The organism is Synechococcus sp. R55.7 (assembly GCF_047461955.1).
Classification (GTDB): domain Bacteria; phylum Cyanobacteriota; class Cyanobacteriia; order Thermostichales; family Thermostichaceae; genus Thermostichus.
Map to the genome: position 1 here is coordinate 6,118 of NZ_JANSIC010000001.1, position 19,144 is coordinate 25,261.

Genomic DNA, 19,144 nt, shown 5'->3' on the forward strand with positions numbered 1-19,144 from the left:
CGAACGGTAAAAAATCTTTCTTTCATGTTGTCCGCATTGCTGCAAAGCAAAGGCCCCTCTATCTAGTGGCCATCAAGGCAGATCCTTTGCTCTCTCGTGCAAAGCAGGCTGAGCTCCAGCGCGGATCCCTCGAAATGGTGCAACTATTCGCCGCTCGATTCGTTTTCTTCGCCCTCGGCGGTGTCCTCAACCCCAGCTTGGGATCCCTCCGGTTCCTGGGCCTCAGAGGTCTGTCTCAGTTGGTTAAGCAGAGCCAAAACGCGGGATCCCCGCTCCAAAGAGCGATCCTGCAAAAACACCACCGTTGGCACCCGTCGCAGGCTGAGGCGCTGGCCGATTTCCCGCCGCACAAAGGGTGTGGCCGCTGCTAGCCCTTCCATAGCTCGGTGTTGAGCTGTCTCATCCCCATAAATGCTGACGAAGATGCGGGCGTTTTGCAGGTCATTGGAAACCTCGACATCCACAATGCTGACCATCCCTGCCCCAACCCGGTCATCTTTGATCTCCGAGAGCAGGATTTGGCTGACCTCTCGTTTGATCAGCTCTGCTACCCGTGCCACCCGTCGCGCTGTCGCCATTTTTGGATACCTAGGCTAACATCATCCGCAAGCCTGCTCTGGCTGGTGTGGAGCTCAGCCCTTGCCGGCTCGATCCCAAGAACAGTAGCCAATGCTACGAGCATCTCTTCCTTCCACCTTTATCCTGAGTCCATGTCCATCTTGCCTTGAGTATGAATACCTAAAGCCATCGATGGATGGATGGAGACGTGATGATCAAGACGCCAGAGGCGCTGCGGCGCTCCATTGAGCAGTTTATGCTGAATGTGACGGAGCCGCTTGACCCGTTGCTTTCCCTGAAGCTGACTCAGCTTGTGGTGATGTTGGGGGATACAGCTTACGCGATGGGATACAGTGATGGCCAGCAAAAGCCAGAGGAGCGCTGCCGCTATTGTCCCAGTCGGGTGTTCGACAGTCTAGAGCTTTGATAGGGTTCTTCAAGGTTCTTTAGAATGTAGCTTCTGGCCGCCCCGGCTCCCAGCCTTGGGGGGAGTGAGTTGAAAGGGGCGGTGGCAACCGGCCAAGATGGGATCCCATTGCTTGGCAGCCTATGACTTCCCCCGTTTTGCTTTGGCATCGTCGCGATCTGCGGTTAGGGGACAACACAGCTCTTCATGAGGCAGCCCAGCGCAGCTCTCAGGTGGTGCCTGTCTTCATTTTCGACCCGCAGATGCTGAGACGGTCGGACATGGCCCCAGCTAGGGTGGCCTTTTTGCTTCAGGCTCTGCAAGAGCTCCAAGAGCGCTACGCCCAGATGGGGATCCCACTGATCTGGCGGCTGGGGGATCCCTCGGTGGAGTTGCGGTGCTTGGCCACAGACCTGGGAGCCAGGGCCGTGTTTTGGAATGCCGATGGGGAGCCGTTCGCCCTACAGCAAGAGAGTCGAGTGCAGGCCAGTTTGGCCGCAGCCGGGATCCAGTCCTTCTCCTACCAAGATATGCTGCTGCACGGGCCGGGGGAAGTGTTGACCCAGGCGGGGGAGCCCTATTCGGTCTTCACTCCCTTCTGGCGCAGGTGGGCGAGCTTGCCCAAGCGGGATCCCTACCCAACCCCCGAGGGTCTGCAGCCGGTATCGGGACTAAAAGCGCAGCCTCTACCGACTTTGGCAGATTTGGGCTTTGTCTGCGACCAGCGGATCCCAGCAGCGGGGGAAGCAGCGGCTCAAGCCCTTTTGGAAGACTTTTGTCAGGGTTTGCGCATTTTGGACTACGAGCGAGCCCGCAACTTCCCGGCTGAGCCGGGCACTTCTCTACTGAGCCCCCACTTGTGCTGGGGAACGATCGGCATTCGCCAGGTGTGGCAAGCCACGCGGGAGGTGGAAGCCGAGGTGCGCAGCCAAGAGGCCGAAAGCAGCTTGCAAACTTGGCGGCAGGAGCTGTGCTGGCGAGAGTTTTACAAGCATGTCTTGGCCCACTGGCCCCACGTGGAAACCGGAGCCTATCGACGAGCCTTCGACGCCCTGGAGTGGGACAATCGGCAGGACTGGTTTCAGGCCTGGTGCACCGGTCAGACGGGCTACCCCATTGTGGATGCGGCCATGCGCCAACTGAACGAAACTGGCTGGATGCACAACCGCTGCCGCATGATTGTGGCCAGCTTCCTGACCAAGGATCTGCTTATCGATTGGCGCTGGGGGGAACGCTACTTTATGCAAAAGCTAGTGGATGGGGATCTGGCGGCCAATAACGGCGGTTGGCAGTGGAGCGCCAGTGTGGGCACGGATCCCAAGCCCCTGCGCATCTTCAACCCGGCCACGCAAGCAGCCCGCTATGACCCGGAAGGAGAGTACATCCGTCGCTATCTGCCGGAGCTGGCACGGCTGGATACGCCGGCTCTGCTGTGGGTGGGAGATGACCCCAAGGGAGCCTGGGCTTTGCGGGAACGGCGAAGTTGTGGCTATCCGGATCCCATTGTGGATCACAAGGTGCAGCAGCAGGCGTTCAAACGGCGCTACCAGGCGGTGCAGCAGGCCTACTCTAGGTCTGTTCGAGACGGTCTCCCCCCTCCTTCCTAGTCCTCTGTGCCGCTGCCCCCTCTCTCGACGACGGCAGACAAAAGGCAAGACAGGTGCCATTTGAAATGACCACAAAGCAGGTCTGTGTAGTTGTAGTCAATTCAGTTGACAATGAGACGGTGTTAAAGGCAAGATGACGTGGGGGTAGACCTCAGGAGGAAGCTTCATGACCTATAGCTTAGACCTGAGAGAGAGAGTCGTAGGGTATGTCCAGGAAGGGGGCAGCCCCACTGCAGCTGCACAGATGTACAAAGTCAGTCGTGCAACGGTTTATCGCTGGCTGAACCGAGAAGACCTGAGGCCGACAAAAGTCAAGACTCGGAAGCGAAAGATAGACTTGGTCGCTCTGCAGCAAGACGTAGAACAGTACCCAGAAGCTCGACTGAAGGATAGAGCCCAGAGGTTTGGCGTCCATCCCAGCGCTATTTACTATGCTCTTAGGAAGATGAAAACAACGCGAAAAAAAAGAGTTAAGGCACCGAGAGCGGGATTGGCAAGAGAGAATCCAAGAGAGAATCAACGACTCTAGGGTCTTGAGGGAGTTGGTTCAGAAGTATGGAAGTGAGAGTTTAGCTTACAATGGGCTCTGCACCGCTGACGCGAATGATGAGAGAATGACGAGACAGGGTTTGGGGAGATACGCACCTGTTTTATGCTTGGCCAAAGAGAGGGGAGAAAGTTTATGGGAAGAGAGAGAGCTGAGTAGCCGGTAGGAAGAAGGAGAGAGGGGGTTTGATAGCCCCGACGCTTTTTCAAGTAGCTCGAATGCGGAAGAACTTGAGGGACACTAAATGCCGAGTTTGGAGAGGACATCTGTATTGACTCTGGGCAATGGGCCGATTCAAAGGCCTAGGGCCTGCTCGGCGAACGGAAGGGAAGGATAAAGGGTTTGATGAAAGCGGCAGGGCAGGAGGTGGTTTTTTGCTGAGGCCCTCGCCAGACTTGAATGAGATTGAGGGTGACTTTAGTGCTCTCAAGAGGGCAAGGATGCATGCTGATAGAGGAACTTCTGTGGATGAAGTGATAAGGCCTGCGGTCCGCTGTTGCAGACGGAACTGTTGTACTGGCTAGCGTCTCATTGTTATTTGGATTGACTATGGCGGCTATTCCAGCAGCAGCGAGAGGAGGGCTAGGGATCTTCAGGGCAGTTGCAGCACCTGAACGGGCGAACCAGCAGGGATCTGGGTTGTCCCTACTGGCAGCACAGCCAAGGCATTACAGCCGGCCAGACTGATGAGATTGCCGGAATTGAGGTTGGCGGCGGGCTGAAATCGGATCCCCTCAGGCCTGACCTGCAGCCGTCCCCAGAGATAGTGTTCCCGCTGACCGTCGGCATGCAGATCCACCGGGCTGAAGGCGGAGAGGATCTGCCAGTAGGGGGGCAGGGATCCGCCCATTTTTCGCAGGGCCGGGTGCAAAAAGCGCCAGAAGGTCACCAGGGCAGAGGCAGGGTTGCCCGGCAGGCCAAAGTAGAGCTTGGGGGGGCCGTGGGGATTGGGAAAACGAGCCACCGTCAGGGGTTTGCCCGGCTTGATGGCCACGCTGCGGATGAAAATCTCGCCTCCCAACTCCTCCAGCACCTTTTCCACCAGGTCAAAATCCCCCACCGATACCCCTCCGGAAGAGATCACCCCATCGGCGGAGGCCAGGGCCTGCTGGACGACCTGCCGCAACACCTGGAGCCGATCCGGCACGATGCCCAACTGGATCGGGATCCCACCCGCTGCCTTGACCAGAGCCGCCAGGCCGTACTGGTTGGAATCCACGACCTGCCCCGGCCCCGGCACCTGCTGGATGGGCACTAGCTCATCCCCTGTCGAGAACAGGGCTACCCGGGGCTGACGAAACACCGGCACCATCGCCTGTCGGATGGCGGCCAAAACGGCTAGCTCCGCTCCGCCCAAAGCCTGCCCTGCCGGCAGGAGGGGATCCCCCTGGCGGGCAAAGTCTCCCTGAGGCCGGACAAATTGGCCCCGCTGCGGACGCTGCAAGAGGCGAACGGTTCCTGGCGAAGGTTGCTGCGTGTATTCCTGCATCACCACGGTGTCCGCACCGCTGGGCAAGAGGGAGCCGGTGTAGAGACGCACCGCTTGTCCAGGCTGGAGCTCTCGGGTGGGTGCCTTTCCGGCGGGGAGAGTCTCAATCACCTGCAGCTCACAAGGGATCCCCGCTTGCACATCTTCATGGCGCACGGCATAGCCATCCATACTGGAGGTGGGATGGGCCGGAAAATCCTGGGGGCTATACACAGTTTGGCTGAGAACGCGGCCTTGGGCGGATCCCAGCTCCACCCACTCTGGGCCCAGCGGCTGAGCCGCCTGCAAAATCAGGGCTTCTGCTTCCGCCACCGGCAGCATCACGGCTTTTACAACCCCCTTCTCCAACACCTTATCTTCAGCATCCAGAAGTCGGTTCCGCCAAGGCCATTAAATTACAACTTAAACTGCGAACAGCAGCCATGAATTCCGACCTTGGCATGAGAGGTGTATGACCAGGATCCCACCAAGCTCCAGAGCTGGCAAGAAGTTGCAGCAAGTTGCCCATTGGGAGCTGCAGCTCTTTCGAATTCGGGATCCCGGTCTTGCTGGGGAGATGGGGATCCCGGCAGCGTTGCAGCCGGCCACAGGCTATCTGGCTGCCGCGGCTGCGGAAGCTGGATACTGGTCACGTAGCGGGCGTAGCCTTAGAACGACTGAGCGACCAGATAGCTCGAGCGCAGCAAGCGAGGTGTCCATGTTAAGTGCCGCCGTCATCCTCACGATCTTCCTTGGCTTCTGGGGAGTCGTGGTCAAGCGCAACCTCATTATGAAGATCCTGTCTATGGATGTTATGAGCACCGGGGTCATCGCCTTCTTCGTGATCTGGGCAGCCCGGAGCGGTGTGTTCACCCCCATCTACAAACCCTGGCGCGAGCTGGACTATGCCGACCCGGTGCCTCAGGGGATCATCCTCACGGCCATCGTCATTGGCCTATCGGTACAAGCCTTGATGTTGGTGGGGGTGATGAAGCTGTCCCGCAATCATCCCACCCTCGAAGTCGAGAGCATCGAACAGGCAGTCGCGTCAGGGGCGCAGAGCACTTTTACCGATGACTGAGCTGACGCTGGTGTGGGTGGCATTGCCCTTTCTGCTGGCCTTCACAACCTACTTGATGCCGGCCCTGACCCGTCCCAGCTTGGTGGGGATGGCCGCGCTGACGGTGGTCTATGCGGTGCAGCAGGGGGGCTTGCCCGGCACAACCGCTGCGCCCTTGGAGCTGCAGCTTTTGGATCACTTCGGGGTGACGCTGCGGATCGATGCCAATGGAGCAGCGATGCTCTTGGCCCACGGCCTGGTCACGCTAGGAGTGGCCCTGTATTTGGATAGACGCTTTGCGGGCAGCCGCTTTCTGGCCATGCAGCTACTGATCGTGCACGGTAGCGCCAATGCTGTCGTCATCAGTGCCGACCTGATCAGCGTCTACGTTTCCCTGGAGGTGCTCAGCATCGGCGTGTTTTTGCTGCTGACCTATGGGCGGCGGGCTGAGGGCCAACCCACAGTGGAAGAAAATGCTCCGCACCGCGATCGCCAGCTCTGGGTGGGGCTGCGCTACCTTTTCATGAGCAATGTGGCCATGCTCTTCTACCTGATGGGCGCAATCCTGGTCTATGTGCGCACGGGATCCCTGGCGATGAGCAGTTTGGCTATGGCCGACCCCACGGCCTTGGCGCTGATTGCTGTGGGTCTTTTGGCCAAGGGGGCGATCTTCGTTGCCGGCCTGTGGCTGCCCCTCACCTACGTTACCGCGGATCCCGTTGTTGCGGCGGTGCTCAGCGGTTTTACGACCAAAGCAGGAGCCATGGCTTTGGTGCGCTGCAGCGAGGCTTCGCCGGTCTTGGCCCAGGGGTTGCCCTACTTGAGCGCTGGTTCAGCCGTTTTCGGGATCCTACTGGCCTTGATGGCGAGCACGCCCCAGCACCTTCTCGCCTGGAGCTCGGTATCGCAGATGGGATTTGTGATTGCTGCCCCTCAATGGGCAGGTTTGTACGGTCTTGCCCATGGGTTGGCAAAGCCCTTGCTGTTTGTTGGAACAAGCGTGACCCATCCCTGGCGTTGGCCGATGCTGCTCTTGGGGACGGCTTCCCTGGCAGGGGTACCCGGCAGTTTGGGGTATGCGGCCAAGGCCCTCAGCTTGTCTGCTCTGGATCCCTGGCACGAGTGGCTGCTGGTGGGGGTTACCGTCGGCACCACTTGTTTAGGCGTGCGAGTGCTGCGGGCACCTGTTTCTCCAATGAAGGGGGCAACCACCTCTGCAACTCCTTGGCAAGATAAAGTGGCACTGGTGCTTTGGGGTGGGGGCTTGCTCTGGGGCTGGCTACCGGCGGCCTATGGCGCTGACAATCTTCTCAAGGCACTCCTCAGTTTGGGCGTTGGGATCCCCCTAGGCTGGTTTTGGGAGCGGATCCCTCTGAAGGGAGGGTCGGTGAACGAAGGGCTGGAAACAGTGGTGGGCGGCTTGAGCATAGTGTTGGTGCTGGTTTGGGCTCTGTTAGCTGTGGGGAACTATGGGACGCTACCCTGAGTTGGGTCTATTGGAGATCGGCCTGCGCCTCTTGATTTGGTTTCTGCTGACGGGCAATCTGAGCTGGGACAATGTGGCCATCGGGGTGGCGGCAACGTTGCTGCTGCCGCGCCAGGCTTCCGCACCGGTGCAATGGCGGGATTGGGGGCGAGTGCTCCAGGAAATTCTTCTCGCCATCCCAAGAGCCTACTGGGAAGCCTTCGAGATGATCCTCAAGCCCCACACTGTTGAGGAAGTTGTATACAAACAAACCCTGCCCAACCGTTCAGCAGGGCTGGTGTTTCTGGATATCTTTTTAATTACCTTCACGCCCAAAACCATCGTGCTCAATTGCAATGCCCAAGGCACTTATGAAGTCCATGTGCTCAAGCCGCGGGAGGACGTGTGAACCTACTGCTGTTTCTCCTGACCCTAACGCTGTGCTTGCCCCTGTATGCCGCTTGGCTGAAGGAAGATATTTGGCAGACGATGCTCGCCTTTGCCAGCTTGGCCACAAAGACGGCCATCCTGATTTTGGTGGTGTCGGTGGTGCGGGATGATTGGATGATCGGGATTGTGGGGGTTTTGATTTTGTCGGTGGGCAATGCGGCCTTAATGCTCTTGGCTCATGTACTGAAACGGCTGGAAATGCTTTAGAAAGGCCCTGGGGGTAGGTATGGAAGTCTGGGTGGAAGGTCTGAGCTATCTGTTGTTTGGGATTGGTGTGCTGTTTTGGCTGTGGGGAACGGCGCCGCTCCTTGGGGATCGCTCGATTTTATTTAAGCTGCACGGCCTTTCGGTGTCGGACACCCTGGGCTCTATGAGCATCATGCTGGGGCTGCTGTTGCGGATCCCACGGGAATGGCCCCTGTTGGTGTTGGCACTGATCTCCCTGGCTATTTGGAATACCATTCTGGGCTATGTGCTGGCGTTTTGCTCGCAGCGCAAGTCCCTATAGGAGGGCAGGATGGAAGAGACCCTGTTGCTGGTGATGGCGTTACTCCTGCCCCTGACGGCAAGCTTGGTGGTGACTCAGACCAATCCCTACCACGCCTTGGTAATGCGAGGGATCCTGGGGACGATTGCCGCCTTGATCTACGCGCTGTTTGGGGCGGCGGATGTGGCCCTGACCGAGGCACTGGTGGGCACCATGCTTTCTATTACCCTCTACGCCATTGCGGTGCGCTCTTCGCTGAGCATGCGCCTGGGCGTTCTCGAAGGCAGCCCTGTGCTGGAGGCCAGTACCTCAGCAGCACGGCAGTTGTTACAGCAGATGCGCCAAGGGCTACAGCGGTACCACATGCGCTTGGAGTTGACCGCCTATGGGAGTTCGGAGGCGTTGGTGGCTGCTCTTCGCAGCCGGGAGGTACACACCATTGCCCTTGAGCCCGCCGGAGAAGCAGCAGAGTATCGCCTGGTTACACGCGTGCCCCGCCTGCAGGCCATTTTGGCGCAGCAAGCTCTGGCCGCTGAGGTGATGGCGACATGAAGTGGGTGTACGGGATAGCGGTGCTGCTGGCAGCCCTACAGCTCATTGTGGGCGAGGCGGGATCCGTTTCCCCCAATCCCACAGCGGGCGTGGCCTTAGTCGAGGCAGTGGAGATTCTGGCCAGCGAAAGCGGTGTGCCCAACACGGTGACGGGTCTCATTCTGCGCAACCGCCTCTACGATACGGTCTTTGAAGTGGTGGTGTTTTCCACGGCAATTTTGGGCGCCCAATATCTGCTGGCGGATGAGCAGCCGACAGCCAATGTAGCTCAATTTACCGATATTCCCTCGATTGTGTTGGCGCGAGTGGGAGCCACCATTTCGGCTTTGATCGCGGTGGAGCTGGCCATTCGAGGGCACCTGACGCCGGGCGGGGGCTTTGCTGCCGGGGTGGCGGGGGGGACGGCCATTGGCTTGGTGGCGATCACCGCCTCTTCCGCCTGGATGGAGGCCATCTACAAACGGTGGCGGGCTGCGATGTGGGAGAAGCTGTCGGTGGTGGCGTTTATCGGGGTGGCTGTGATGGCTCTGGCCGGCTGGGAATTGCCTAGAGGGGAGTTGGGGGATCTGTTTAGCGGCGGTTGGATCCCGATTCTTAACATTTTGGTAGCCATCAAGGTGGCGCTGGGATCCTGGGCGGCAGTTTTGATCTTTATTCGCTACCGCGGCTTGTTATGAGGGTCTAAATGGGTTAATGAGAGGTACCCCTGTCCCGGCAAAATCACGGACATTGCGAGTAACCAGGGTAAGTCCGTAAACCAAGGCTGTAGCAGCCAGTTGTTTGTCAATCGCATTTTGAGAGTGAGGTACGCACAGGCTTCCCCATACCTGGGCTTCGGTAATTGTGAAATCAAGAATGTGATCGGCATAGTCATCGACAACCGTTTGCAGCCACCTCTCCAGAAGGTTGGCTTGCAGATGATCGCCGCGATGGCGCATGAGTTCAACGCCTCGGCGGAGTTCGCCCAGCGTGATCACGCTGATGTAGATGCGGGCCTCTTGCTCAATGGCAGTTTGAAGAAATTCTTGAACCCCGGAGTTGGCTTGACTGTGTTTGCGCAGCTCACTGATGACGTTAGTGTCAAGCAAATACGTCATGGGCAGTGTTATCTTGCACCCGCTCAAAGTCTGAATCGTTGCCAACGTTAGGTATCGATCTGAGCACTTCGGCAAAGGACTGTTTCGCAGGCTGGAGTAAGACTTGCTCTAGGATTTTGCGGTGTTCGGCCTCTGCACTAACGCCGTGACGACTAGCCCTTTGTTTGAGAGCTTTGACAATGGCTTCGTCAACATTGCGAACAATTAACGTGGCCATAGAGCGTTTCCTCGATCGGCAGATCCCTGGGCGGCTTTGCTGCGACGATAGCATTGATATCATCTAAAGTTCAAGTTTTCCCGTCTATTGATACTGATGAAGAAGCTGCCCTTTTGCGGGTTGCCCCAGAGAACTCCTGCCTGCCAGGGATCCAAGCTCTGCCTGCTGTGCATAGCCTTTGAAAGCGCAACACTCAAAAAAGAGGGATCCCGATGAGCAACTTGACCTGCAGGTGACCTCTACAATAGAAGGCTGACTCTGCCACCTGGTGGGATCCCTATGCCGCGCCGCACCGATATCCACAAAATCTTGCTCATTGGAGCGGGGCCGATCGTCATTGGCCAAGCCTGCGAATTCGACTACTCGGGCACCCAAGCCTGCAAAGCCCTGCGGGAAGAGGGCTATGAGGTCGTTTTGGTCAACTCTAACCCCGCCACCATCATGACGGATCCCAGTATGGCGGAGCGCACCTACATCGAGCCGGTGACGGTGGACTTTGTGGCCAAAATTATCGAGCGGGAGCGCCCTGATGCTTTGCTGCCCACCATGGGCGGCCAGACGGCCCTCAACGTGGCGGTGCAACTGGCCCAGCAAGGGATCCTGGAGCAGTACGGGGTGGAGTTGATTGGGGCCAAGCGGGAGGCCATTGAAAAAGCCGAAGACCGGGATCTCTTCAAGCAAGCCATGCAGCGGATTGGCTTGGCCGTGCCCCGCTCTGGCCTGGCCCACACCCTGGAAGAAGCCAAGCAGATTGCCCAGGAGATCGGCTATCCCCTCATCATCCGCCCGGCCTACACGCTGGGGGGCACCGGTGGTGGGGTGGCCTACAACCAGGAGGAGTTTGAAGAGATCTGCGCCGCCGGTTTGGAAGCCAGCCCCGTTTCCCAAATCTTGGTGGAGGAATCGGTCATCGGCTGGAAAGAGTTTGAGCTGGAGGTGATGCGGGATCTGGCGGATAACGTGGTGATCATCTGCTCCATAGAAAACATCGACCCAATGGGGGTGCACACCGGCGACTCCATCACCGTGGCCCCGGCCCAAACCCTCACCGACAAGGAATACCAGCGGCTGCGGGACTATGCCATCGCCATCATGCGCGAAATTGGCGTAGAGACCGGGGGATCCAACGTGCAATTTGCCGTCAACCCTGCCAACGGCGAGGTGCGGGTGATCGAGATGAACCCGCGGGTCTCCCGCTCTTCTGCTTTGGCCAGCAAGGCCACCGGCTTTCCCATCGCCAAAATTGCCGCCAAATTGGCAGTGGGCTACACGCTGCCGGAGATCCCCAACGACATCACCCGCAAAACTCCGGCCAGCTTCGAGCCCACCATCGACTATGTGGTCACCAAGATCCCTCGCTTTGCTTTTGAAAAATTCCCCGGCGCAGAGCCGGTTCTCACCACCCAGATGAAATCGGTGGGGGAGGCGATGGCCATTGGCCGCACTTTTCAAGAATCCATCCAGAAGGCCCTGCGCTCTTTGGAAATCGACCGTCCCGGTTTTGGCAGCGATAGGCCGGAGGTTTTCCCCAAGCCGGAGGAAGTGCGGGCCAACCTGCGCACCCCCAACCCCTTCCGCCTGCTCACCATCCGCACCGCTCTGCTCATGGGCTTTTCTGCCCAGGAGATTGCCCAACTCACCCACATCGATCCCTGGTTTATCGACAAGCTACAGGAGTTGGTGGAGGTGGAGCAAGCCCTCAAGGGGCGGGAGCTGGGATCCCTGAGCGCTGACGACTTGAGACACCTCAAGCAAATGGGCTTCAGCGACCGACAAATTGCCCACCTCACTGGATCCACGGAACATCAGGTGCGGGCCTGCCGCAAAAGCCTGGGGGTGATCCCCACCTACAAAACTGTAGATACCTGCGCCGCCGAATTTGAGGCTGCTACCCCCTACCAGTACTCTACCTACGAGAGCGAGTCGGAGATTTTCCCGGCCCGCAAAGAGAAGGTGATGATCTTGGGAGGTGGCCCCAACCGCATCGGCCAGGGGATCGAATTCGACTACTGCTGTTGTCATGCTGCCTTTGCCCTCAGCCGCCTGGGTTACGAAGCGATCATGGTCAACTCCAACCCGGAAACCGTTTCCACCGACTACGACACCGCCGATCGCCTCTATTTCGAGCCTCTCACCCATGAAGAGGTGATGAACTTGGTGGATGCGGAGCAGCCGGTGGGCCTGATCGTGCAATTTGGCGGCCAAACCCCGCTCAAGCTGGCGCAGGGGCTGGCAGCAGCCCAGGCTCCCATCTGGGGAACTTCCCCCGACTCCATCGACATTGCTGAGGATCGGGGGCGCTTCGAGCGCATCTTGCGGGAGTTGGATATTCGCCAACCGGCCAACGGCATTGCCCGCAGCGTGGAAGAAAGCTTGGAAATTGCCCGCCGCATCGGCTATCCGGTGGTGGTGCGGCCCAGCTACGTCTTGGGGGGACGAGCCATGGAGATCGTCTATTCCGACCAAGACCTGCAGCGCTACATGCAACTGGCGGTGGCGGTGGATCCGGATCGTCCGGTGCTGGTGGATCAGTTCCTGGAAGAGGCGGTGGAGGTGGATGTGGATGCCATTGCCGACCGCACCGGCGCTGTTACCATCGGCGGCATTCTGGAGCACATCGAGCAGGCCGGGATCCACTCGGGCGATTCGGCCTGTGTATTGCCCAGCCGCACCCTCAGCCCCGAGGTGCTGCGGGTGATCCGCGAGTGGACGGTGAAGTTGGCCCAAGCTCTGAAGGTGGTGGGCCTGATCAACGTGCAATACGCCGTCCAAAAAGGTCAAGTCTATATCCTGGAGGCCAATCCGCGCGCCTCCCGCACCGTCCCCTTTGTCAGCAAGGCCATCGGCCATCCGCTGGCAGACTACGCCGCTCAAGTGATGAGCGGCAAAACCCTAGCCGAGCTGGGCTTTACCCAGGAGGTGATCCCCTCCCACATTGCCGTCAAAGAAGCGGTTTTGCCCTTCCACAAGTTTCCCGGCACCGACACGCTGCTGGGGCCGGAGATGCGCTCCACCGGTGAGGTGATGGGCATTGACACGGACTTTGGCCGCGCTTACGCCAAAGCCCAACTGGCGGCGGGGCAGAATCTGCCTCTCCAGGGGACGGTGTTCATCAGCGTCAGCGACCGGGATAAACAGGCGGTCGTCCCGGTAGCCCGCGAGTTTGTGGGGCTGGGCTTTCGCCTGTTGGCCACCGAAGGAACCCAAAAAGTTTTAGCCGAGCACGGGATCCCGGTGGACAAAGTCCTCAAGCTGCACGAGGGACGGCCCCACGTCATCGACGCCATCAAAAATCACCAGATTCAGCTCATTATCAACACCCCTTCCGGTGTCGAGGCGCAGCAAGATGGCCAAAAGATCCGCCGCACTGCCCTGGCCTACAAGATCCCTCTGGTGACCACCTTGGCAGGGGCCAAAGCCACTGCGGCTGCCATCCGTGCTTTGCAGTCGGGATCCCTGCAGGTGAAGTGCTTGCAGGATTTTTTCTCTGTCTAGGATTCTGGAGGAAAAAAAGCAGGTCCCGGACGGCACCTCTTTCCTAAACCTATCCTTAAGAAACGTCTGCTCAAGCTTGGCTGCCATCAACTGCCAGTGACCGACCTTCGCCGGGAAGCTCTCAAAGACCTCCAAATTGCAACATATCGGTGCTGATTTGTATCGACAAATCCATTTTTTTCACATTCCCGTTGCGAAAGTTAGGGATCCCTGTCGGCGTCCCTAAAACTGTCTAGCCTGAAAGAAGGAGACGCTTTTGGCGGTCGGCGCGGGAAGAGTTTTGCCCCGTTCAAGGAAGCCGACAAAGCAAAGAATGGTTTTGTCTCTTTAGGAGTTGGCCTATGAGTACGGTAATTCGCCGCTCCTCGGCTGCACGGCAGCTCTGGAGTTGGAATGGCTTTTGCCAATGGATAACCAGCACCGAAAACCGGCTTTACATCGGCTGGTTTGGCGTATTGATGATCCCGACCTTGTTGGCAGCAGCCTTTTGTTTTGTAATCGCTTTTATTGCTGCTCCGCCGGTGGATGTGGATGGGATCCGCGAGCCGGTGATCGGCTCTTTGATAGGGGGGAACAATCTCATCTCGGCGGCGGTGGTGCCCACGTCGGCGGCCATTGGCCTGCACTTCTACCCCATTTGGGAAGCCGCCTCTTTGGATGAATGGCTCTACAACGGCGGCCCCTACCAACTGATCGTGCTCCATTTCCTGATCGGGGTGTGGTGCTACCTGGGCCGGCAGTGGGAGCTGAGCTATCGCTTGGGCATGCGTCCCTGGATTGCGGTGGCGTTTTCCGCTCCGGCGGCGGCGGCTACGGCAGTGCTCTTGGTCTACCCCATCGGCCAGGGCAGTTTCTCGGAAGGCTTGCCCCTGGGGATCGCCGGCACCTTCTACTTCATGCTGGCTTTCCAGGCGGAGCACAATATCCTCATGCACCCTGCTAGCTGGCTGGGGGTGGCCGGCGTCTTTGGCGGCGCTCTGCTGGCCTCCCTGCACGGCTCCCTGGTGATCTCCAGCCTAATCCGCGAGACCTCGGAAGAAGAGTCACAAAATGCCGGCTACCGCTTCGGGCAGGAGGAAGTCACCTACAACTTCCTGGCCGGGCACTACGCGTTCTTGGGGCGGCTGGGGTTCCCCGGCCTGGGCCTGAGAAACAGCCGTTCCGTCCACTTCTGGATGGCGGCCCTGCCCACAGTGGGGATTTGGGCGGCGGCAATAGGTATCGGCATAATGGCCTTTAACTTGAACGGCTTGAACTTCAACCAGTCCATCCTGGACAGCCAGGGCCGGTTCATTCCCACCTACGCCGATCTCCTCAACCGCGCCAATCTGGGGATCCAAGTGATGCACGCCCCCAACGCCCATCATTTTCCCTTGCTGCTGGCGGCTCAACCCTAAGGCAGGCTAGGGGCAGTCCAGCCGGAAAGCGCGGTGAATAGCTTGCAAGGCCGGGATCCCTCGATCCCGGCGCACTACACAGCTCACCTTGATCTCCGAGGTGGCGATCATCTCGATGTTGATTCCGGCTTCGGCTAGGGCTGCAAACAGGCGAGCAGCCACGCCAGGGTAGGTTTCCATCTCGGCGCCGACAATGCTGACCTTGGCAATGTCGTGATCCGCGTCAACTCCTGCCGCCTGGAGCTCTTCGGCCACCTGCCGACAGACTGCCTCAGCAGCCATCGCTTGATCCTGAGGCACGGTAAAGGCAATGTCGGTACTGGGGATCCCGTTGTGGTAGCCCCGCTGGCTTTGGATGATGGTGTCCACGATGATCCCAGCAGCCGCCAAGCGCCCAAACAAATGGGCGGCAGTTCCCGGACGATCCGGCACTTTGCGAAGGCCCAGCCGCGATTGCTTCAAATCCAAGGCAACACCGCGTACCGGGTGGCTGTCTTGAGGGGCAGCCGGCATCTTTGCCCGATGCAAGTGGGGGATCACCTGGAACGACTCTCCCAGAGCCAAGGCGGCATCACCGGCCCGCTCCGCAGCCACCACACAGCTCACCTTGATCTCGGACATGGAGATCATCTGCAAATTGATCCCGGCCTCGGCCAGCACCTGGAACATTTGCGCCGCAATTCCGGGTCGGCCCATCATCCCCACCCCGGCAATGCTGACTTTGGCCACCGCCTCATCCACAATCACCGCTGCACACTGCAGCTCTTGGCCAATCCGCTGGGCAACGGCTGCAGCCTCGGTCACCTGCGACCGACTGACCGTAAAGGCAATGTCATTGGTGGGCTGGGGCACGGATCCCTGCGGCAAGGAGTCCGTCCCGCTGGCGTGAGCGGCTGTGAACTGGAGGGACTGCAAAATCAAATCCACATTCACCCCTGCCGCCGCGATCCCCTGAAAGAGCTGGGCGGCAATGCCAGGGCGATCCGGCACCCCCACCAACACCAACTTGGCCTGATCCCGATCCAGCTCCACCGTATCCACCGCCAGGCCCAGCTCGATACTGCTGTCGGCAGCACGAGGACGGGGGGGAGGAGAAAGAATGAGAGTGCCCTCGCATCCCGCCTGCAACGGCTCCAAGCTGGAGCGCACCCGCAGCTTCACACCGTAGTTGCGGGCAATTTCCACCGAGCGGGGATGCAGCACCTGGGCCCCCAAGCTGGCCAGCTCCAACATTTCATCACTGGTGATCTCCGGCAACAGCCTGGCCTCAGGCACCTTACGCGGATCCGTGGTGAAGATCCCCGGCACATCGGTGTAGATCTCACACAGCTCTGCTCCCAAAGCCACTGCCAAGGCCACCGCCGTGGTGTCGGATCCCCCCCGACCCAGGGTGGTGATCTCCAGCTCCGCCAGGCTGGTGATGCCCTGAAACCCGGCCACCACCACCACCTCTTCCCGCTCCAGGTGCTGCCACAGGCGGTCGGTGTGGATGTGCAAAATGCGGGCCCGGCTGTGATCCCGAGTGGTGACAATGCCCACCTGGGCTGCCGTCAGGGAAAGGGCAGGACACCCCAAGCGTTGCAGCGCCAAGGCCACCAGGGCAATGCTCACCTGCTCACCGGTGGAAAGGAGCATATCCCATTCCCGCAACTGGGCCGGTGTGGTCGGGGATCCCTGCAAGATCTGCTCCCCCAAGCCCACAAGGCGATCGGTTTCATCCCCCATCGCCGAGACCACCACCACCACCCGATGCCCTGCCTTCACCGTGTGGGCCACCCGTTGAGCCACGGCCTGGATACGCTCCACAGAGCCGACAGAGGTACCGCCGTACTTTTGAACAATTAAGCTGCGTTGCATGAGAGGAGAACGAGGTCAGGGGCGGTTTGGATCCTACCCCGGATCTAGGCCAAGCCCAGTCCATTTTGCAAAAACGGCGGTACCGGCAGCAGGATCAGCACCAGCAGCGTTAGCATCCCCAGCCCCAGCAGATCCCGGGCCTCGTCCAGTTCCGTCACATCGTTGAGGGCCGGCTCGTCAGCACTGGAAATCACAAACAGCAGCAGCGCCCAGAGCAACAGCCAAGGCTGCACCGTCAAAGCCAGCAGCAACACCAACCAGCGGGCTACCCGGCCCACATTCGCTCCCATCTGCTGTCCATACACTGCGTGGACAATGTGCCCTCCATCCAGTTGGCCCACCGGCATGAGGTTAAAGGCAATCACCACCAAGCCCAGCCAGCCGGCAAAGGCCAGCGGGTGCAGCTCGATCACCTGCCCCGGCTGCAACTGATCCCCCAGCACCATGCGGGCCAGAATTGCCAGCAGCACCGATAGGCGCGGGTCAATGCGATGAAAACTAATCGGGGTCGGCTGCCCCTCCGGCACCGCGGGAGGATCTGCAGGCGCTGAAAACAACAGCCCCAGCAACAACATGCCCAAAGCAACAAGGCTCCCTGCCAGCGGCCCGGCGACGGCGATATCAAACAACACCTTGCGGTTGGGCACCGGCTCTTTCAACTGGATAAACGCCCCAAAAGTCCCTAGGACAAAAGGCACCGGGATGAAATAGGGCAGCGAGGTTTTGATGTGGTGGCGGCGGGCCACCCAGTAACGAGTCCACTCATGGGATCCCAAAATGGCAAGGATCCCGACCGCATAGGGCAACCCTTTCATCAGAGAGGGCAAATGCAGCAGCCGGTCAGGGCTAACCCCAGCCGCGTGGGCCCCAGCACTGAGGGTTGTCCAGAAGGTGAATAGCAACAGCCCCAAAGCCAGCAGCGGCAACTCTCGACTGTCCGCCAGGGAGCGCCGCGCCGCCGGGTTGGGCACCAAGGCAAAAAAGGGCTTACCGGCAAACCCCTCCTGCAGCACCACCAAAAAGCGTTTGCCGAAAGTGGTTTCCACGTTTTGCTGCACCCGCTCATAGGCTTCACTGGGATCCGCCCGCAAGTTGCCCCGGCAGATGATCGCCTGGGGGCGGTACTCCACATTTTGCAAATAAAAGACGTTCCAGGGGAAGCAATGGCTCAGCTTCTCCCGCGGCACTTCGGAGATGGGGGTGTGGGCAAGAGCCAGCGAGACCGGATCTGCGGCGCCGTCTTCCTCCTCTTCCTCTGGCTCAGGTTCCCCAGCCGGCGAGGGATCCGCTTCTGGAGAGGAGTTTTCCACCTCCGGCCGAGGGCCTCCGGTTGAGGGTCGAATACCCCCTCGTCTCACCAAGGTCATGCTGGTAAAGTAGGAGGTGAGAAACAGCAGCAACATCAGCAAGGGAGGCAATTCGTACTGAAACACCTGACGCCCCAGCACCCAAACCAAAGGGGGCAGCATCATCACCAGCCACAGGATCCGCCACGGCACCTTCGAAAGGCGGGCCACACTTTTTTGCAGCAGCAGGTAGGTTGCAGAACCCACCAGCGCCAACAGGATCCAATCTGCCATGAGTTCAAAAAACGGAGGAGAACACCTCTACCAAGCTAGCGGCAAATCCAATCCCCTCGCTACAGCTTGCAGCCGGGATCCCTGAAGAGCCAATTGAGGCTTGGCCTGCCCATAGACCGCCACCATTCCGGGGCAAACTTTTCATTCGCGCGAGCGGTGCGGAGCACTTTACTTCTTGTCAGCAGTGGGGCGAAAAAGAGGGATCCCCTTGAGGCGTGCTTATGCTGCCGGCGTCCACTGCACAGCTTCGCCCATGGGCCCCAACCTCAACCCAGTATCTATTCTGGCCAAAAGGTATTCCCTGTCATGCCTCGCAGGGTGAAATAAACAAATAGAAGCAACAAAAGGGATCCCAGCGTAACCATAGCCGCCGCTGTTGGACTTTTGCGATACAGGCCGACAAAAGGCTGGAGGCCAGCCCAGATCCCCCCCAGCAAAACGGTAATAAAGTAAGTGGGATAACGGGAGACATTCTCCACAAACTGGTCTTCCAGTCTTCTGGGGGGCTGCGGTTGTGGCATAAGAGGCTGGGGCTCCAACTCCTTTTTTCTCAGTGTGCCATAGGTAGCTGTCAACCATCTGGAGGCTGGCCATCTTCAGGGAACTGGCGGCAACTCAAAAAGTGTAGTCATCTCAAACTAGATTGAGACACTCCCCAAACGCTCCGCGCCGCTGCCGCGACCCCCCAGCTCATCTCTCTGGGAGAGGGGGGTTGGAGAGCAATGCAACGGAAATGTTTTATTCCTATTCAAAATGACTATAAATCTCCTCCATTGGCGCTCTTTTGGCAGCCGAGCAACCTCGGCTCCCCAGCCGCTGTGGCACCAACCGACCGGTAAGCAGCCTCTCTGCCGCTTGGCTCACAGCCTCCGCGAGGGAGAAAGTCCATCGTCCCCTCATA

Annotated in this window: 18 protein-coding genes and 1 pseudogene; 12 read left to right on the top strand and 7 right to left on the bottom strand. The window is 59.2% G+C overall.

Annotation, left to right across the window (positions count from 1 at the left end):
- Positions 1 to 143: 143 nt before the first annotated feature.
- A complete protein-coding gene (gene rbfA, locus NW820_RS00055) occupies positions 144 to 578 on the bottom strand; it encodes a 30S ribosome-binding factor RbfA (protein WP_414328963.1) in 435 nt (144 codons plus the stop codon).
- A gap of 191 nt (positions 579 to 769) precedes the next feature.
- Between rbfA and NW820_RS00060 the strand changes: the two genes are divergently transcribed.
- The 3 genes and pseudogenes from NW820_RS00060 to NW820_RS00070 all read left to right on the top strand — a co-directional run bounded on the left by NW820_RS00060 (position 770) and on the right by NW820_RS00070 (position 3,642).
- On the top strand, positions 770 to 985 hold the full coding sequence (locus tag NW820_RS00060) for a hypothetical protein (protein WP_238376842.1): 216 nt from the start codon (positions 770 to 772) through the stop codon (positions 983 to 985).
- Between the two features lie 122 nt (positions 986 to 1,107).
- Positions 1,108 to 2,571, top strand: coding sequence for a cryptochrome/photolyase family protein (locus NW820_RS00065; protein ID WP_414328962.1), 1,464 nt, complete (start codon positions 1,108 to 1,110; stop codon positions 2,569 to 2,571).
- Between the two features lie 166 nt (positions 2,572 to 2,737).
- A pseudogene (locus NW820_RS00070) lies at positions 2,738 to 3,642 on the top strand (IS630 transposase-related protein).
- 68 nt (positions 3,643 to 3,710) lie between these two features.
- Here NW820_RS00070 and glp read toward each other — a convergent pair.
- The gene (gene glp, locus NW820_RS00075) at positions 3,711 to 4,958 is read right to left on the bottom strand and encodes a gephyrin-like molybdotransferase Glp (protein ID WP_414406334.1); all 1,248 of its coding nucleotides are present in this window, start codon (positions 4,956 to 4,958) and stop codon (positions 3,711 to 3,713) included.
- Between the two features lie 346 nt (positions 4,959 to 5,304).
- Here glp and NW820_RS00080 point away from each other — a divergent pair, with 346 nt between their 5' ends.
- From NW820_RS00080 to NW820_RS00110, 7 genes are read left to right on the top strand one after another with little or no spacing between them, the layout of a single operon-like run.
- Positions 5,305 to 5,667, top strand: a complete 363-nt coding sequence (locus tag NW820_RS00080; RefSeq protein WP_414406349.1) for a cation:proton antiporter subunit C — start codon at positions 5,305 to 5,307, stop codon at positions 5,665 to 5,667.
- The gene (locus tag NW820_RS00085) at positions 5,660 to 7,132 is read left to right on the top strand and encodes a cation:proton antiporter (RefSeq protein WP_414406335.1); all 1,473 of its coding nucleotides are present in this window, start codon (positions 5,660 to 5,662) and stop codon (positions 7,130 to 7,132) included. Before NW820_RS00080 ends, NW820_RS00085 begins: the two co-directional genes overlap by 8 nt.
- Positions 7,116 to 7,520, top strand: a complete 405-nt coding sequence (locus tag NW820_RS00090; protein WP_041436089.1) for a Na+/H+ antiporter subunit E — start codon at positions 7,116 to 7,118, stop codon at positions 7,518 to 7,520. Before NW820_RS00085 ends, NW820_RS00090 begins: the two co-directional genes overlap by 17 nt.
- Positions 7,517 to 7,768 (top strand): hypothetical protein, encoded by a 252-nt coding sequence (locus NW820_RS00095; RefSeq protein ID WP_011431878.1) that lies wholly within the window; start codon positions 7,517 to 7,519, stop codon positions 7,766 to 7,768. Before NW820_RS00090 ends, NW820_RS00095 begins: the two co-directional genes overlap by 4 nt.
- Before the next feature lie 19 nt (positions 7,769 to 7,787).
- On the top strand, positions 7,788 to 8,069 hold the full coding sequence (locus NW820_RS00100) for a monovalent cation/H(+) antiporter subunit G (protein ID WP_011431879.1): 282 nt from the start codon (positions 7,788 to 7,790) through the stop codon (positions 8,067 to 8,069).
- A 9-nt stretch (positions 8,070 to 8,078) separates the two neighbouring features.
- On the top strand, positions 8,079 to 8,600 hold the full coding sequence (locus NW820_RS00105; protein WP_414406336.1) for a DUF4040 domain-containing protein: 522 nt from the start codon (positions 8,079 to 8,081) through the stop codon (positions 8,598 to 8,600).
- On the top strand, positions 8,597 to 9,277 hold the full coding sequence (locus NW820_RS00110; RefSeq protein WP_414406337.1) for a Na(+)/H(+) antiporter subunit B: 681 nt from the start codon (positions 8,597 to 8,599) through the stop codon (positions 9,275 to 9,277). The genes NW820_RS00105 and NW820_RS00110 overlap by 4 nt, the downstream gene beginning before the upstream one ends.
- Here NW820_RS00110 and NW820_RS00115 read toward each other — a convergent pair.
- Complete coding sequence (locus NW820_RS00115) at positions 9,272 to 9,697, bottom strand: type II toxin-antitoxin system VapC family toxin (RefSeq protein WP_414348624.1); 426 nt, start codon at positions 9,695 to 9,697, stop codon at positions 9,272 to 9,274. The genes NW820_RS00110 and NW820_RS00115 overlap by 6 nt on opposite strands.
- Complete coding sequence (locus NW820_RS00120; protein WP_071818136.1) at positions 9,681 to 9,914, bottom strand: FitA-like ribbon-helix-helix domain-containing protein; 234 nt, start codon at positions 9,912 to 9,914, stop codon at positions 9,681 to 9,683. The genes NW820_RS00115 and NW820_RS00120 overlap by 17 nt, the downstream gene beginning before the upstream one ends.
- Before the next feature lie 279 nt (positions 9,915 to 10,193).
- Between NW820_RS00120 and carB the strand changes: the two genes are divergently transcribed.
- Positions 10,194 to 13,409, top strand: a complete 3,216-nt coding sequence (gene carB / locus NW820_RS00125; RefSeq protein WP_414406338.1) for a carbamoyl-phosphate synthase large subunit — start codon at positions 10,194 to 10,196, stop codon at positions 13,407 to 13,409.
- Between the two features lie 341 nt (positions 13,410 to 13,750).
- Positions 13,751 to 14,806, top strand: a complete 1,056-nt coding sequence (psbA, locus tag NW820_RS00130) for a photosystem II q(b) protein (protein WP_414329388.1) — start codon at positions 13,751 to 13,753, stop codon at positions 14,804 to 14,806.
- A 6-nt stretch (positions 14,807 to 14,812) separates the two neighbouring features.
- Here the strand turns inward: psbA and NW820_RS00135 are convergent, their stop codons facing one another.
- The 3 genes from NW820_RS00135 to NW820_RS00145 form a co-directional block, all read right to left on the bottom strand.
- Positions 14,813 to 16,663, bottom strand: coding sequence for an aspartate kinase (locus NW820_RS00135; protein ID WP_414406339.1), 1,851 nt, complete (start codon positions 16,661 to 16,663; stop codon positions 14,813 to 14,815).
- A 44-nt stretch (positions 16,664 to 16,707) separates the two neighbouring features.
- Positions 16,708 to 18,243 (bottom strand): site-2 protease family protein, encoded by a 1,536-nt coding sequence (locus NW820_RS00140; protein WP_414406340.1) that lies wholly within the window; start codon positions 18,241 to 18,243, stop codon positions 16,708 to 16,710.
- Between the two features lie 278 nt (positions 18,244 to 18,521).
- A complete protein-coding gene (locus NW820_RS00145) occupies positions 18,522 to 18,764 on the bottom strand; it encodes a DUF751 family protein (RefSeq protein WP_041436092.1) in 243 nt (80 codons plus the stop codon).
- Positions 18,765 to 19,144: the final 380 nt, after the last annotated feature.